Below are 17,247 nucleotides of genomic sequence, written 5' to 3' on the forward strand. Positions count from 1 at the left end.
AACTAGGTGCTTTTTATTATGTCTGAAAGGAGGATTAGTATGAGCGATAGCGTAGGGAAGATTAGTCTTGACTTAGAAGTGCAATCAGATTTAAGCAATCAAATTAGTAGTGTATCTAATTCAATAGCGAATAATCTTAAGAAGTCATTAAGTAGCGGAATGAAAGGTACATTTGAGAACATGAATAGTGCTGTTAAAAATAATCTAAATAGCATAACAAGTCATGTTAGTTCATCCATGAAAAAAACTATTAGTAATATAGCTAAGACTATGAAATCTATTTTAAGTAGTATGAAAATGCCTAAGATAAACATTCCCAGACCTAATAATGTAGTTAAGCCTAGAACAGTTGAAACAAACTCTAATGTTAATAAAAGAGGACCACCAGCTGATGCAGAAATATTAAAGTCTCAAGTTTCTAATATGACAGCAAATTTAGATAATATTGGTAGTAAAATTGAGCTACAAACAGACAAATTAAAACGACTTAAAGAGGAATACAATAATTGTTTTAATCAAAAGAGAAAAAATGTATTAGAAGAAGAAATGGCTAAAACAGAAGGGAAAATAATTAAACTAATAGGACAAGCTGACAAACTATCTCTTAAACTGTTTAACTTAGAGGATAAAATGAGCAAGGTAGGTAGTGGAGCAAGCAAGGCAAGTGGAGGCACTAGTAAACTTAAATCAGTTTTAAATAGCATGTATGGGGTTTTTAATAAGTCTGGGAAAGGTGCTAATGAGTTAAGTCGTAGTACTAAAATTGCCAATGGTAATATGGGGAGAATGAGATCGGGGATTGGTTTTACACTTAATCAAATGTTTAAGTGGATGATAATACTTCCTATGATAGCAAAAGGTATAAGAAGCCTAGGAACGGGACTAATAAATAATTTAAAGACTAATGAACAATTTTCTAATTCATTAGCTCAAATAAAGTCTAATCTTATGATTGCATTCACTCCAATTTATCAAGCTATTTTGCCAGCTATTAATGCTTTAATGAGTGCATTGAGTGTAGCAACTCAGTATATAGCTAGTTTTATAAGTGCTATATTTGGTAAAACATTTGAACAAAGTAAACAAGCTACACAAGGACTTATAGATGCAAAAACTGCTATGGGTGTTTATGGAGATAGTGCTAAAAAAGCAGGTAAAGCAGCTAAAGATGCACTAGGTTTAGCAAGTTTTGATGAAATAAATTCTCTTAACGCTAATAAATCTGATGATAGTGGCGGAGGTAGTGGAGGTGCTTCTAAAGTACCAAAACTAGTTACACCAGCACTTGATACAACAAGTGTTGACAGTGCTATGCAAAAGCTTACAGATAAGATTAAGGCTTACTTTGGTACGTTTGACTTTAACCCATTGATACAATCTTTTAATAAAATTAAAGAAGCAGTAGAGCCTATATTAAATAATATAGGTAAAGTTATAAAGTGGTTCTTAACAGAGATATTAGACCCATTAGCACATTGGACTATAGAAGATGCACTTCCAGCTTTTCTGAATGTAGTAGCTGGAGCATTAGAAGTATTAAATCCAATTTTAGAAGTGTTTATGGATGCAGGTAAATGGTTATGGGATAACATTCTACAACCAATAGCAGAATGGACAGGTGGAATAATAGTAGATGTATTAAATGGGCTTGCAGATGTATTAAGCAAAATAGGTGCTTGGATTAATGAGCATAAGGAAACATTATCTAAGATTGCAAAAGTTATAGGAATTATAGGAATTGCTTTAGGAGCTGTTAAAATTGCAATTGCTGGAGTAGCAATTGTTATGGGTATTTTAACTAGTCCAATTACATTAATAATTGGAATTATAGTTGGTTTAATTGCTATCTTTACACAGTTGTATGATTCTTGCGAAGGATTTAGAAACTTTGTGGATACTGTGGTTGAATTCGGAAAGAATTTGATATTCGGGTTGTTTGAAGGAATAAGCAGTGTAATGTCTACTATAGGAAGTTGGCTTAAAGATAATATTGTAGATCCAATTCTTAATGCAATAAAAAGCTTTTTCGGAATACATTCTCCAAGTACGGTTTTCGCTGAAATAGGTACTTATTTAATGCAAGGACTACTTAATGGTATTAAATCTTTAAAAGAAAGCATAATTGATTTCTTTGGTAACTTCTGTACTAATTTAAAAGAGATTTTTACTAATATACCTAAATGGTTTGGAGAAAAGTTTGTTGAAGCTAAGAATGCTATAATTGAAAAATTCAGTCCTATAGGTAGGTTTTTTAGCAATTTATTTGGTAGCATAAAAGATATTTTTACTAACATAGGTGGCGCAGTCAGTGATGCAGTAAGCGGAGCGTTTAGAAAAGCAATAAATGGCGTTTTAAGATTTGCAGCAAATACTATTAATGGATTTATACGTGCTATAAATGGTGCAATAGGATTAATAAACAAAATACCAGGTGTAGATATAGGACGAATTAATTATATGGATGTTCCTCAATTAGCTAAAGGAGGAATTTTAGATAGTCCAACTCTTGCAATGGTAGGTGAAGCAGGTAAAGAGGCAGTAGTACCATTAGAAAATAATACTGGTGGTTTAGATTTACTAGCTAGTAAACTCCTTGAAAGAATGCCACATGGAGGTTCTAATGATAATTCTAATGGGGATTTAGTTCTTATGATAGATGGTAGTGTAATAGGTAAAGTAGCATTAAATCAATTAAGAAAGATGCAAAGACAAGGTGGAATAACCTTAATACCAACATAAAAGGAGTGGTAATATGCTTAAAATTAATGGAGTGGCTATTGCTACTCCTAAGACATATGAAGTTACAGTACAGGACCTAGATGGAGAAACAAATAGAAATGCTAATGGTGACATGATAAGAGATAGAATTGCAGTAAAAAGAAAGCTTAATTTAGAATGGCAACCATTAAGTCAAAGTGAAATATCAACATTACTTACAGCAGTAAGTGGTGTTTTTTTTACGGTTACTTTTCCAGATCCTCAACTTGGTATGGTTACCAAAACAATGTATGTAGGGGATAGGACTTCACCAGCTTATCAATTTAAGAATGGAGAAGTTAAGTGGAGTGGTCTTAAAATGAATTTTATTGAGAAATAGAAATCAAGGAGTGATAAATAATGATTAAAGTTGAGGATTTAAATAGGGATATCTTAAACAAATGCAAAATAGATGAAGAGATACTAGGGAATTGCAAAGTTGATGTTTTAGAATCATCAGGGGAATTAACTACTACTCTAGGAAAAGCAAAAGTAGTAGTTAATAAATCATGTATTACTTGCGAAGTTGGTAACTAATTAAAAAAAGGAGGAAAGGATACTGTGTTTAAAAGGTTTATAAAGAGAATTTTCAATTTAGAATTTAAGAGAAAAGCTATAGTAATAGAGTTTAAAGGATTAGATCAATTTAAGATAATCGAATATTAGCAAGGATATTCACCCCTAAGAGAGAATATTAACATAAAAGGGGGTGATGTAAATGGCAGAAGAAAGGAAAGCTTTAATTGACAAAATTATATTAAAATATCCTCATAAGAATCCGATTGAAATAGTTTATAATGGGGATGATAAAACTCAATTAGATATGCAATTATTTACAGAACAATTGCTTAAATGCAAGTACAATGGCTTTAGTTTGCAAGCAGCTCCAGGAATGGATTATGAGATTAATAAAGTGTCAGCTATTGAGTTTGTTTTTAAACCAAAATACTAATTCTTAAGAGCTCTTAAATAGGGCTCTTTTTTAATATTTAAAATAAGAAAGGATGATAAAAATGTTAAAAAGTAATGAGAGTATGACAATATCAGGCGAAAGTAAAATAGAAGACAAGGTTGTAGTAAGCATGGTTGCAAGCATAAACACAGACGGAGAAGGTTTTCCGAATACTTCTCATACAGTTTTAGATAAGGAACTTTATGCGGCTAATATAGAAACGTGTCAAGCTGATATAACAGCATTTAATACTAGAGTATTTGAAAAGCAAAAACAAGTATTAGGGGGTAATAGGTAATGGAAGATAAGAAAGAAATAATAGACGTTGAATCCACATCAGTGGAGGGGGAAGAAAATAAACCAGTCTTAGAAAAAGGTAACTACATCATAGAAGTTATAAGCAAAGGAAATATAATTAAGAAGTTTGTTGTAGCTAATGCAGAGATTAATATATCAAAACTAGCAGATGGAGGTCTAACTGTAGACCTTAAATAGGTAAGGAGGTTAGGCTATGCAGAATACAAGTACCTTATTTAAGACTAAAATAAAAGAAGCAAGCAGACAATTTCAATGCAAGATAACTATAGGGGATAGAATATTTACTAATGAGAATATAGTAGATGTAAAAATAGATGGCAATATGCAACCTCAAGATAGTTTTATGATAGGTGTTACACCTTCAAATATGCTTGATTTAACGCTTTTAAATAGTGGAGATACCATTTACTCTACTAACCAAATTAAGATTGAAATAGGGCTTAATATAGGCTCTACAATAGAATATATATTAATGGGATATTACAATATAGATGATATAACTAAAACTGACTATACTATCAAGATTACTGCATTTGATAATATGATAAAATTTGAAACACCTTACTTTTCTAGCTTAGGAGATACAGCCACATTACAACAAGTAGTTAATGAATTAGCAAGTAAAACAGGAGTACAATTTACAGGAAGCCTTCCAGCTTACAATGTTAAAAAGTTGGAAGGCTTTACTTGTAGAGAGGTACTTGGATATGTCGCATCTTTATGTGGTGGAAATGCAGTTATTACTAGAGAAGGTAAGTTTACTATCGTAGTGCCAAAGGACATAAACTACTCTATAGACACTAGCAACTACTTTGATTATAAGAGAGAAGAAGTTAAATATAAGATAGGTAAAGTTAGTTGTAAAGTTGGAGATAAAGAATTATCTAAAGGAGCATTAGGTACAGATTCTATGGAACTCCAATTTGAGAATCCATGGGTTACAGAAAGTATATTAAACGATATATACAATAAGCTAAATGGGTTTAATTATCTAGGATATTCTATGAAGTGGCAAGGAGATATATCTTTAGATCTCGGAGATATAGTAACTATTACAGATAAAAAAGGAGTAGTTAGAAAGCACCCTATTCTATCACAAAAATTCAACTATACTGGCGGACTTACTGTAGAAATGGGAGCAAAAGGAGAGTCTAAAAATAAGAACTCCTTTAATTCCAGTGGAGAAAATTCTAAAAAGATAAATAGAGTTGTTACAGAGCTTGCATTAGTTAATAAGGCTTTTGTAGATTATGCGAGAATAAATGATGCAGAAATAGTAAGTCTAAAAGCTAAAGATGCAGAGATAAACAATGCTTTAATATATAAAGCCAATATTAAGGATTTAGACGTTATAAATGGCAAGATACAGAACTTGATTGCAGAAGATGCTAAGATAAATAAAGCAATTATAAACAAAGCAGATATAATACAACTAAATGCAGTAAGTGCAAAGATTAATGTACTAGAAGCAGATAGTGCAACTATAAAAACTTTAGTAGCAGGAAATATTACAGCTGAAAATATACAATCTAATTTCTTGCAGGTATTACAAGGATGGATGTTAGAGGGTTCTATAGGTAATGCACAGATAAGTGACTTGAACGCTAACAAGATTAGGAGCGGTACCGTAGATACTTCTTTAGTAACCGTAGCAGGACCAGGGGGAAGGCTACAGATAAGCGGTAATAAACTCCAGGTATTTGATAGTAAGAGTGGTAAACTTTATGAACGTATTATGTTAGGTATAGATAATAACAACAATAGTTCTTTAGTTTTACGTGGTGCAGATGGTAACACTGTTCTTATTACACAAGATGGACTTACTAAAGCTGGATTTACAGATGGTTATAATAAGCTAGAGAACAATAGTTTAGATAGTTCAAAGCTAGATATTAACAGTGTAGTAAGACGTATTAATGGAGCTACAGAGAAGATAGAAAGCACTGTAGTGAATGTAGGCAATAAAACTCTTAATGTATTGCTACAAGAGCAAACTAACACCATTACAGAGCATGGCAAGAGCTTAAGTACACAAGAAGCTAGGATAACAGCTAATGAAAATTCCATAAAGCTTAAAGTAGATACACAGACCTATAGCCAAGATAAAACTACTATAAATAGCAGTATAGCAACTACTCTTAGAGACAGTAAAGCTTATGCAGATACAAAGAAGAATGAAGCTATAAGTACTGCGAGTGCAGATGCTACAACTAAATCCAATAATGCTAAAAATGCTGCTATTAATACAGCTGCAACAGATGCAACAACTAAGGCAAATGCCGCAAAAGATACAGCTATAGCAGAAGCACAGAAGAAAGCAGATAAAGCTTTAGCAGATAGCAAACTCTATATAAATCAAGAGATTAAAACAGTTAATAGCAACTTAAGCAAAGCTACTTCGGATATAAGTGTACTTAAAGGGCAAATAGCTTTAAAAGTAGAGCAAAGTGATATAGATAAGACAGTTACTACAGCTAAAAATGAATTGGTTACGAAGATTGATGGAATACAAATGGACACTAGGAATCTAATTTTAAATTCCGCTACAACAAAGATTGGTGGAGGAGAAAATGGAGGAAGTGTATATTTAGATTTCTCCAAACAATTAATTGATAATTTCAAAAATCTTGTTGGTAAACAAATATTGCTATCATTTGATTTAGAACTTAATAATGCTATTGAAGCATTAAGTAGTTATGGAATGCGTGTTGGTATTGAATTAGCTATCTTTTATGATGACGGTACTACAACTTATGCAGGTAAATGGTACAAACCTAAAGTAGGAGAGTCATTTACAGGCAGACTTGTAAGCGATCCTTTTACTCTTAGAAAACCAATAACAAAAATTCTTGGAGGACTATACATTCAAGTTAAGTCTACAAGATGTGTATGCTCATTACCTAAAATGGAATTTGGTACTAAAACTACTGGATATTCAGAAGCTCCTGAGGACATTGATAAAGCTATAGCAGATGTAATAACTACGACAGATACTAAGATATCTAAAGCTAAGGCAGAGATTAAAACTACTACAGATGCTATAGCACTTAATGTATCTAATCTAACAACTAAAACTACAACTATAGAAACACAGCTAGGGGATAAGGCTACTAAAGCAGAAGTCAAGACGGTTTCTGATAAAGCAGCATCTATAGAATCTAATCTTAATGGGATAACTCAAAGAGTTTCTTCAACTGAAAGTACCGTTAGAAGTCACACTACACAAATAGGTGCAGTAGATGGGAAAATAAATACTGCTAAAACAGATGCTATAAGTACAGCAAGTGCAGATGCCACAACTAAGGCTAATAATGCGTTAAAAGATGGGAAAGCATATACAGACAATGGATTAGCACCAGTAAATAAAACATTAGCTACACATACAACAGAGATAAGTACAACTAAGCAGCAAGTGTCTACTATAGAAACTAATCTCGGCTCTATAACTAGCAGAGTAAGTACTGTAGAGAATAAAACAACTACTATAGATGGTAAGGTTAAAGCACAGGAAACTAGAATAAGTACTGCAGAAAATAAACTTACTCCTACATCTATAGTATCAAGTGTAAATGAAGCACTTAATGGAAAGAGTTCATCAATATCTACTACAAGTACAACTCTAAGTAAGAATAGCTTTGAGGTTAGAAATGCAGCTTTTAAATTGTATGATACTTATGGAGATTTAGCTTTAAGTTCTGGAAATGGATGGACTTATGCCCAAGGAGGATTACAAGCTGCAGTTGCTCCACATAATAAACCGACTGTAAGAGGTGTAACTTTATCAAGCGGCAATAGTGGACTTAAGCCATATGGAATCACCCATGAGAGTTTTAATAACCTACCATTTACTATAGGAAGTAATACTCATAAAGTAGAAATACGTAACATGATAGATACTGAATGGGGGAACATAGAAGCTAAATCTATATTTGGTAATGATGTGTACTCTAACCATGCTGAAGGTAACTACTCACAGTTAATCAGAAACGAACTTAACTCAAGAGGTGGAGACGGAATATTGTGGCTCAATTATTTAACAGATTCAGTTTCAACTAGCCAAGTAGTTATTGGTGCTGGAGATATGGGTAATTGGGGGAAGATTAGTGCAAACTCTCTCTATGTTAAAGGTTCAAAGAACTGCATCCAGGACACAGAGAATTATGGCTATCGTGCTATTAATGCATATGAGACTGCAAGTTACTACTTCGGAGATATTGGGGAAGGAACTATTGGTAAAGATGGGCTTTGTTATATAAGCATAGATGATGTATTTATGGAAGTTATTAATACTAAGTGCAAATATGAAGTGTTTTTACAGAAGTATGGTCCAGGAGATGTTTGGGTAAAAGAACGTAAAGAAAACTATTTTATAATAGAAGGGACTCCAGGTCTTTTATTCGGATGGGAGCTTAAAGCAAAGCGTAAAGGATTTGAAACAGATAGACTAGAAACAGTAGAAATTACACCAAAAGTATCTATGGATTTTAGACTAAATAAAGAAGATGAATCAACTCTTAATTTAGATAAGCGTTCAGAGGAAACTCTGGCAATAATGAGTAATGCCATAAAGGAAGAGAATAGAGAACAACAAGCTATACTGCTAAGTATGGATGAAGAAGTTAGAGAAGAGGAAATTGAAAGAGAAAAAATTTTAGAGGAGTGATAGAATGTTAAGAAATATAACAGGAATAAGCGTTTTAAACGTTGGTGGTGGAAAAAGAATAAATGTAACAAGTGACATCATAGATAACAATGGAATTTTAAAAGAGAACAACCATAAAGACAGCTTCTTTGTAATAGACCAGGACATGAAAACAAAAGTTGAAGAGCTTGAAGCATTAGTAAGTGCAAAATTAAATGTTATTAATCCAATAGAGTAGACCGAGGGGTCTTTTTTTATTATTTAAATTTAGAAAGAAGGTATTAAAATGAATTTTTTACAAGCAGGATTATTAAAATTACTACCAACAACTATTATGTGGTTATTATTAGCTTACTTAGGGTTTAAGTGTTTAGATATGCTTTTAGGGATACTTAAAGCATGGAAGAACAATAACTATAGAAGTGGCAAAATGCGAGATGGAATAGTAAGATGGATAGCCGAAATAGTGGCTATAGTCTTTGTAGTAGTTGTAGATATGGTGTTAGGATTAAACTTTTATTTATGTGGCTTTACATTATCTTTATTTGTATATAAAGAAGCAGGAAGTATATTAGAGAATCTTACAGAGTGTGGTGTAGAAATGCCATTGGCAGTTAAAGAGAAACTAGAAGTTTTTAATAAAAAAGAATCTAAAGTAGAGTAGCCAAAAGGCTGCTCTTTATTAAATTTAATTAAGAAAGGAAGTAATGTATTATGAAAATAGCAATGAGAAGAGGACATCAAAGAACAGGATCAGATGGCTGTGCAGTAGGTATATTAAATGAAATAGATGTGGCAGAAGATTATTACAAAAGAGCTATGGAGAAATTTAGACAGCTAGGCCATGAAGTTTTAGACTGTACACCACCAGAAGCTAATAGAAGTCTAAGTGATAGTTTATATTATGGTATAAATAAAGCTAATGCATGGGGAGCAGATATATTTATTTCTTGCCATGCCAATAAGGCCTATGATAGCTATAATGGAGTTATTGGCTGTGAGGTTGTATACCATAGAAATAGCAGAAAAGGAAAAGAATATGCAGCAAATATAGAAAAACAATTATCGGATATAGGTTTTAAATCAAGAGGAGCGAAAGTAGATATAAGAGGTCTAGCAGAAATGAATAAAACCAGTATGCCAGCTGTTATCGTAGAGCCTTTCTTTATAGAAGCTACAGAGGATGTAGCTATATATAGAAGAGTTGGAGGAGAAGGTATAGCAAATGCTATAGTGGAAGGAATTACAGGAGAAAAAGTAAATACTCCAGAAGAAAGCCCACAAGAACCATCAAACTATGATTATTCTGTAAAAGACAAAATAGGAACAGTAACAGCAAGTGCTCTTAATGTAAGAGATGGAGCAGGAACAGAATACAAGATAATAGGACAACTAGTAAAAGGTAAGAAAGTAAGAATAGGATTTGCATTAGGAGATTGGTATAATGTCTATTTTGGCGACCATGGTGGATGGATCCACAAGAACTATATAAACTTAGAAAACCAATATGGTATAGTAACCGCTAAAAGTGGATTGAAAGTAAGAGATGGAGCAGGAACTGGATATAGACAACTTGGAGTTTTAAGTTGTGGAGAAAAGTGAAGATGGAAAGTGGCACAATATATATTTTGGAGATCATGGTGGATGGGTTAGTGCAGATTATATAAGATTACTATAATAGTAGAAGGTAGTGGGATATATCCTGCTACCTTATTTTTTATGTTTAAAATTAGGATGGGTATAAAAAATTATATAAATATCGTAAGCATTATATAAGTAAGTGCATATTATATATTAAAAAATTAGTATTCTTAGGGGATTTATGATATTGAAAAGTACTTTTAGGAATATAAACAAAAGGGTGCAGTTTCAGCAACTACACCCTAATAAAATAGCATGTTTCCGTGCATTTTAAATGCTATCCAATTTTATAGAATTTATTCAAGGTAGGGAGAGAAATCTCTCTGCCTTCATATTATTTGTGGTCAATGCCCGCGATATGTCCACTAGGTGGAAATATTTTTTTATAGTAATAAATAAAAATAAGTAATAAAAAATAATTTACTTTCTTTTAAAAACCTTGGTATTACTTCATTTAAAGTAATAAAAAATAAAAATAAGCAATAAAAAATAAAAGGATATTAACAATCATCACATGTAGAAACTATAGTTAAGCTAATCAAGAGATAATAAAGGTTTTAGATATAAAGTAGATGTGAAACATATAATTTGTTGCTTAATTGTTGCCCTTATTTTTATTTGGGCAACAATTATTTTTTTGTTACTTTTTTAAATGAATAATGTTATTTTTTTCATCTTAAAGATATAAAACAAGAAAATATAAGAAAGATATAAGTTTTTCTGTTAAGTATTCTAAATGAAAATTGTTTTCCTATAGTACAAGTTTGGGTGAATATATATCTTGATTGATTATCCAAAAACTATATTTATACCAAAATATTTTCTGTGGCAATATATGATTATTGTAAGTTAGTGTATGATAACTTAGGGCGATTAATAAAACAGATCTTTTGAATTCCTTTAATCAATAGTGAATTAATATGTCTAAAGGATAATGAGCCATCAAAATTCTTGGAAATTTTATGGACGTGATATCTATTTTTTAGGTATGTAAAGGAGATAGTGCCAATAATTTTAATGATATATAAACTTTGTTGAGATTTTATGGGATTAGTTACAAGCCTTGAATTTATAATTTTTTGGTGTGCTTTTTTAGTATTAAGTGCTGTTATCAAAAGTATGAAGCACCTTTTTAGTAAAAATAAATAAGATGATTTAAGAAGACTTTAAACAAATTGAGGGGAATTGTCAATTAAGATGATTTCCTTTTTTATGTAGCTCAAAATTATTATTTATTAGCAAGAGCACAGATAAGTATGAAAGAATACATTGATTTGTTTACGAGACAACTGACAAAAAAAGAAAATAAAACATTCATCTGATTAGAGGGCTGCTTTAGTAGTCTTGTTATTGACGGTTTTTCAGAGCACGAGTAGTGCTATTGATAACATATCCTTACAAGGTTTAATCAAGCTATAAGTCTAGTTAGTGTCAAATTTTTTCTAAAATCAATAAAAATATAAAATTAAATATTCGTGAATATATGATACTATTAAGCATGTAATTTTGAGATTAGATATTAAGTCTCAATATAGATTATTATATGTAGGATATTACGATAAGAGAAAGGATATAAGGATGAATAGAAAAAAAATATTAATATTATTAAACACGGCTATATTAAGTTTTACGATTAGTACTTCTGTTATTAATTTTCAAAAGGTAGAGGCAAAAGAACCTGAAGTGAGAATTGTAGAAAAAGAAAAAATGGAAGATGAAATATTTAAAAATAAAGATTATATAGGATTAGTAAAAAGTATAGGTCATGCTGAAAGATTATCTGAGGATAAAGATGCATATATAATATATACAAAAGATTCTATGAATAGACTAAAAAGTGAGTTAGAAAAGGCAAGAAAAGTAGTTAAGGAAAAAGAAAAATTAACTAAAAAGTTAGTTGAAGATACAAGAGATAGTTTAGAATTAGCTATAGTTGAATTAGTTAAAAGAAATAATGTAAAACCAATTGTGAGATCAACAGCTAAACCAAAAGCTGATAAAGAGGTTGTTTCAGTAGATAAACCATTAGTAAATTCAGAGGCTGTTTCAATAGTTAAACCATCAACTAATGAAGGGGTAGTGTCAAGTGTTAAACCAGCAGTTAGTGAAGCGGTTGCTGAAGTAGTTGAACCAACAGTTAGTATGGGAAATATCACAGTAGTTAATGAGGAAATTAAACCAGTATCTACAGTGATTAAGCCAATAGAAAATGAAATACTTAAAAATAAAGATTATATAGGATTAATAAAAAGTATAGGTTATGCTGAAAATTTATCTGAGGATAAAGATGCATATATGATATATACAAAAGATTCTATGAATAGATTAAAGAATGAGCTACAAAAAGCAAGAAAAGTAGTTAATGAAAAAGAAAAGTTAACTAAAAAGTTGGTTGAGGATACAAGAGATAGTTTAGAATTAGCTATAGTTGAGTTAGTTAAAATAAAAAACCTAAAGCCAGCAGTTAATAAAGAAATTAAACCAGTAGATAAAGCAGTAGTTAAACCGGTAGTTAAAGCAGAGGTTAAACCAGTAGATAAAGCAGTAGTTAAACCAGTAGATAAAGCAGAGGTTAAACCAGTAGTTAAAGCAGCAGATAAGACAGAGGCTAAGCAAAAAGTTAAAGCAGAAGTTAAAAACATTCAAGAATTACCAAAAACAGGGGATTTTAGTAGCTTACCTTATGTAGGTGGAATGGTAATGTCTTTAGTAGCTTTAATGAAATTAGATAGAAAAAATAAGAAAAAATAGTTGCCCTTAGAAATTTCATAATGATTGGGAATGTAGATAGATTTGTGTAAATCAAATCTACTACATTCCTTTTTTGTATGTTTTGATGGTAGATTTGGAATAATATACATTAAAAAGATTGAGGAGGATTCCAAATGAAAGTACCAGATATTGATTATCATGAAGAAGTTAAAAAGTGTAAGACTATGGAAGATGTAGTTGGCAAGAATGGATTGATGCAAAGACTTCTAAAAGATGTTATGCAGCAGTTATTAGAGGCAGAAATGGATGAACATTTAGGACGTGAGAAGTATGAGCGAACAGATGAAGACGAAGATAAGAATTACAGAAATGGTCATTCTAAAAAGCTAGTGAAAAGCAGCTACGGGGAACTACCTATGGATATTCCAAGGGACAGGAAAGCAGAATTCGAACCAAGATCAATAAGAAAATATACAACTGACTGCAATGAGTTAGATAACAAAATTATAAGCTTATATGCTCGTGGAATGTCAACAAGAGATATAGAATCAGAACTTGAAGACTTATATGGAATAGAGGTTTCACCATCAATGATATCAAAGATAACAGACAAAATTATGGTTGGAGCAGCTGAGTGGCAAAACAGAATGTTAGACCCAGTATATCCAATAGTATACATGGATGCAGTACACTTTAAAGTTAGAGATGAACACAGAATTGTGTCTAAGGCCGCCTATATTTGTATGGGCATTGATATGGAAGGCTATAAAGATATATTAGGCATCTGGATAGGCGAAGCAGAAGGTGCAAAGTTCTGGTTAAGCGTCTGCAATGATTTGAGCAATCGAGGAGTTAAGGATATATTGATAGCCTGCATGGATGGCCTTAGAGGACTTCCAGATGCAATAAGAGCAGTATTTCCTAATGTTTGTATTCAAAACTGCATAATTCATCAGATTAGAAATTCTATAAAGTATGTGTCATACAAGCATAGAAAAGAGTTCATGAATGATTTGAAACTAGTTTATAAGGCTGATACAGAAGAGCTTGCATTATCTAACTTGGATGAACTGAAGAGCAAATGGGATGATAAGTATGGCTCAGTTGTAGACTCCTGGTATGAAAACTGGGATAAGTTATCTACATACTTCTCCTACACTAAAGAAATTAGAAAAATGATTTATACAACCAATACACTAGAAGGTTTTAACAGACAAATAAGGAAGTTCACTAAAACACGCACAGTATTTCCTACTGATGATTCACTACGTAAATCATTGTATTTGGCCACTGATCAGATAATGAGGAAGTGGACTTCACCACTGCCAAACTGGGGTGTAACACTTTTAAAATTTGAGATAATGTTTAAAGACAGAATTAACGAAGCATTAGCAGTATAGCTTGTATTATTTATAAAAATTAAGTATATTTCACAAATTTTAGTGCAAGATAGAAATATAAAGAATTCTTATTTTTAGTATTAGTTGAAAAGCTTAAAAATATAACTGGAAATGAAAATTTCCAGTTATATAAAAGATTTAATATCTAATTTACACAAATCGATGCACATTCTCTATTGGGCTAATAACATCCCAATTAGTTGACCAACTTTTCATTGCATTAGGATAATGACCTTGCCACTTTTCAGTAACTTCAAGCATACGTTCATGACCTTGTGATTCACATGGAGCATGATATATTGTCTTTAAATCAGCTGCAAATTGCTTCTTATCTTTATCAGCAACATATTTTAAGGTATTGCGAACTTGATGAACTATACAACGTTGATATTCTGTGTTTGGAAAGGCAACATTTATAGATTCTTTTATCCCTGAAAGCCCATCAGCACAGAAAATTAAAATATCTTTTACTCCTCTGTTTTTTAATTCATTCAATACACTAAGCCAATATTTACTGCTTTCATTTTGACCAATTTGAATACTAATAACTTCTTTTCTACCATCTTCATTTATACCTAAAATAACATAAGCGGCTAGCTTTTTAATTACATGATTGTCTCTTACTGAAAAATGAACTGCATCAATATAAACTATAGGATAAACTTGAGAAAGTGGGCGTTGTTGCCAATCCTCAATCTCTGGTAGCAACCTATCGGTTATGTCAGAAACCATTCCTTCACTAACTTCAAATTCATATATGTCCTCAATTTGATCTGAAATTTGACGGGTCGTAAGACATTTTGCATACATAGAAATTATCTTATCTTCGATATTGGAAATATCCTTTTGTCTCTTTTTTACAACCTTCGGTTCAAAAGAACAATCACGGTCTTGAGGTATATCGATTTCCATTTCTCCATATTTGCTTCTAATGGTCTTTTGTTTTTTACCATTTCTAGCATTTGAACCTTCGGTACGTTCATATGGGGCGTAGCCTAAATGATTGTCCATCTCAACCGCAAGCATACTTTCAATAGTTCCACCAAGAAGATATTTTAACGCATCTTGAATATCCTCTGCAGATTTTATATCATATTCCCTAATTAAATCTGCAATAATGTTCTTTTTCCCATCAGTTAGTCTTTCTTTTCTTTTTACCATAACAAAACAGCCTCCCATGATATTTATATTTTATCATAGAAAGCTGTTAGTATTCGTAATTTACAGACTTTTTTTCACAGGCTCATCTACATTCCTAAATAATTCTAAAGTTTGTATTTTTTCTTTTTCTATAGTATTTAAAAGATTAGTTAACTTATTTAAATCATACTCTACTCCTAAATAAGTAAATCTAAAAATATGACTTGAGATGCCATTTAAAAAATGATCATTAATATTGGTTATTATTAAGTCGTAGTTATGTGAATTTTTCTCGGAAAAAACTTCAGCTTTTGCATTAAATCTCTTTGTTAATAAATTATTGAAGTCCTTAAGCAGAATTTTTAATGCTAAATTTTCTGTTTTGGATAATACGCCAATTTTTATAGTATATTTACTTTCTTCATCTATATATGATAAATTTAAAACTATTAAAAATTTGAAGTATTCAAAATCTAAATTATCTAGCTTAAAAATTAATTGGATATCTTTAAATAACGTATCTATAAAGTAATTTTTAAAAAAGCTTAAATGTGTGTTCAAATAAAAATCTCTAGTATTTTGATCAATAGAATAGAATATACCCTTAAAATAAAATTGCTTATTACAATAAGCTAAGATATTACTTTTAATATATTTATCAAATTTGAAATTATCATTTAAAAATAGAGACTTCATTTTTAGCAAGATAAAATTATATATATTGAAAGGAACTGTTTTATCTATTATGTTTTCTAATGATAAAATTCCAAAACTTTTAAGAAAACAAGTTGTAGAATAAGCTAAATACTTTTTGTGAATTGGAAATTCTGAATAAAATGATTCTAAATTATTAAAAAGCATATCATTCTTAAAACTATCAAGGTTTGATAAAGAAAATTTATCTGAAAAACCTTCTTTAGTAAATTTCTTTTTATGTTTCATAATAACTTTTGACCAAATATATATGCTTAATTTTTGTGAGAAATTAAATTCTATCGAAGTTAAATTTTTTAAAAACTTAATAAGAGTTTCATCACTTAGATCAGTTTCAATCTGTGTGTTTAAACTAATATTTCTAAAAAAATAATAATAAAAATATGAAATTTGAAGCGGAGAACCTTTTATTTCAAATTTTTTAATTGCTAATTCAAAGGGATTTAATAACTCATTACATTCTCTAATTTTTCTGTTGAGAGTTGATAAACTTATATTTAAGTGATGGCATAATTTAATGCTATTTAAATTTTCATAGTAATAAAGAGTATGTAATAATTTGTATTTTAATGAATTTTCTATGTATATGGAAATAAAGTTATCTAAACTAATGTCAGTGTGATATTTCAAGAATATAGTTTCTTTGTTTATTTGTATATTAACCTGATTATTATAATAAGTAGAAAACATTATATTAATATTTTTTATGTAAAGTTTTAATGTTGGAAAAGAAATATGTAATTCATTACAAAGATTATATTTTGAAAATTTACCATTATTGATATAAAGTTTTTTTAAAATTTCAATTTCAATTTTTTCTGATGGTTCTAATAAATTTTCTTTAAACATAGTAGTCTCCCTGTGTGTTTTAAAACCGATATAGTTTTATTTTAAAATTTAGACTTAATAAAATATTTTGTAAAAGTTAATATTTAATTCAGATTTATTATCTTATAATTGACAATGTTTTT

General features: G+C 30.6%; 13 protein-coding genes and 1 pseudogene. 12 read left to right on the top strand and 2 right to left on the bottom strand.

Annotated features, from left to right (window positions below; genetic code table 11):
* The first annotated feature begins 39 nt into the window (after positions 1-39).
* From KQH81_RS03370 to KQH81_RS03425, 12 genes are all read left to right on the top strand, one after another.
* Positions 40-2,739: a hypothetical protein gene (locus KQH81_RS03370; RefSeq protein WP_230028928.1), complete on the top strand. Its 2,700-nt coding sequence runs from the start codon at positions 40-42 to the stop codon at positions 2,737-2,739.
* Between the two features lie 13 nt (positions 2,740-2,752).
* The gene (locus tag KQH81_RS03375; protein WP_027639499.1) at positions 2,753-3,097 is read left to right on the top strand and encodes a DUF6711 family protein; all 345 of its coding nucleotides are present in this window, start codon (positions 2,753-2,755) and stop codon (positions 3,095-3,097) included.
* A gap of 20 nt (positions 3,098-3,117) precedes the next feature.
* On the top strand, positions 3,118-3,294 hold the full coding sequence (locus tag KQH81_RS03380; RefSeq protein WP_178312349.1) for a hypothetical protein: 177 nt from the start codon (positions 3,118-3,120) through the stop codon (positions 3,292-3,294).
* Between the two features lie 181 nt (positions 3,295-3,475).
* The gene (locus tag KQH81_RS03385) at positions 3,476-3,709 is read left to right on the top strand and encodes a hypothetical protein (RefSeq protein WP_230028930.1); all 234 of its coding nucleotides are present in this window, start codon (positions 3,476-3,478) and stop codon (positions 3,707-3,709) included.
* 61 nt (positions 3,710-3,770) lie between these two features.
* Positions 3,771-4,007 carry a hypothetical protein gene (locus KQH81_RS03390; protein WP_230028931.1) on the top strand — a complete coding sequence of 79 codons (237 nt, stop codon included), beginning with the start codon at positions 3,771-3,773 and terminating at the stop codon, positions 4,005-4,007.
* A complete protein-coding gene (locus KQH81_RS03395) occupies positions 4,007-4,204 on the top strand; it encodes a hypothetical protein (RefSeq protein ID WP_230028932.1) in 198 nt (65 codons plus the stop codon). Before KQH81_RS03390 ends, KQH81_RS03395 begins: the two co-directional genes overlap by 1 nt.
* Positions 4,205-4,220: 16 nt before the next feature.
* Positions 4,221-8,690, top strand: coding sequence for a hypothetical protein (locus KQH81_RS03400; RefSeq protein ID WP_230028933.1), 4,470 nt, complete (start codon positions 4,221-4,223; stop codon positions 8,688-8,690).
* Positions 8,691-8,694: 4 nt separating this feature from the next.
* On the top strand, positions 8,695-8,907 hold the full coding sequence (locus KQH81_RS03405; RefSeq protein WP_230028934.1) for a hypothetical protein: 213 nt from the start codon (positions 8,695-8,697) through the stop codon (positions 8,905-8,907).
* Between the two features lie 48 nt (positions 8,908-8,955).
* Positions 8,956-9,333, top strand: coding sequence for a phage holin family protein (locus KQH81_RS03410; RefSeq protein ID WP_074845026.1), 378 nt, complete (start codon positions 8,956-8,958; stop codon positions 9,331-9,333).
* 50 nt (positions 9,334-9,383) lie between these two features.
* Positions 9,384-10,271 carry an N-acetylmuramoyl-L-alanine amidase gene (locus KQH81_RS03415; RefSeq protein WP_230028935.1) on the top strand — a complete coding sequence of 296 codons (888 nt, stop codon included), beginning with the start codon at positions 9,384-9,386 and terminating at the stop codon, positions 10,269-10,271.
* 1,617 nt (positions 10,272-11,888) lie between these two features.
* Positions 11,889-13,061 carry an LPXTG cell wall anchor domain-containing protein gene (locus KQH81_RS03420; protein WP_230028936.1) on the top strand — a complete coding sequence of 391 codons (1,173 nt, stop codon included), beginning with the start codon at positions 11,889-11,891 and terminating at the stop codon, positions 13,059-13,061.
* A 134-nt stretch (positions 13,062-13,195) separates the two neighbouring features.
* Positions 13,196-14,422: an IS256 family transposase gene (locus tag KQH81_RS03425; protein ID WP_099336549.1), complete on the top strand. Its 1,227-nt coding sequence runs from the start codon at positions 13,196-13,198 to the stop codon at positions 14,420-14,422.
* A 177-nt stretch (positions 14,423-14,599) separates the two neighbouring features.
* Here KQH81_RS03425 and KQH81_RS03430 read toward each other — a convergent pair.
* Both KQH81_RS03430 and KQH81_RS03435 read right to left on the bottom strand, forming a co-directional pair.
* Positions 14,600-15,583, bottom strand: a pseudogene (locus KQH81_RS03430) (IS256 family transposase); the annotation flags it as partial.
* Positions 15,584-15,643: 60 nt separating this feature from the next.
* On the bottom strand, positions 15,644-17,125 hold the full coding sequence (locus tag KQH81_RS03435) for a helix-turn-helix domain-containing protein (protein ID WP_027637494.1): 1,482 nt from the start codon (positions 17,123-17,125) through the stop codon (positions 15,644-15,646).
* Between the last annotated feature and the right edge of the window lie 122 nt (positions 17,126-17,247).

Origin of the sequence: Clostridium cadaveris, assembly GCF_020911725.1 — a bacterium.
Lineage (GTDB): Bacteria > Bacillota > Clostridia > Clostridiales > Clostridiaceae > Clostridium_X > Clostridium_X cadaveris.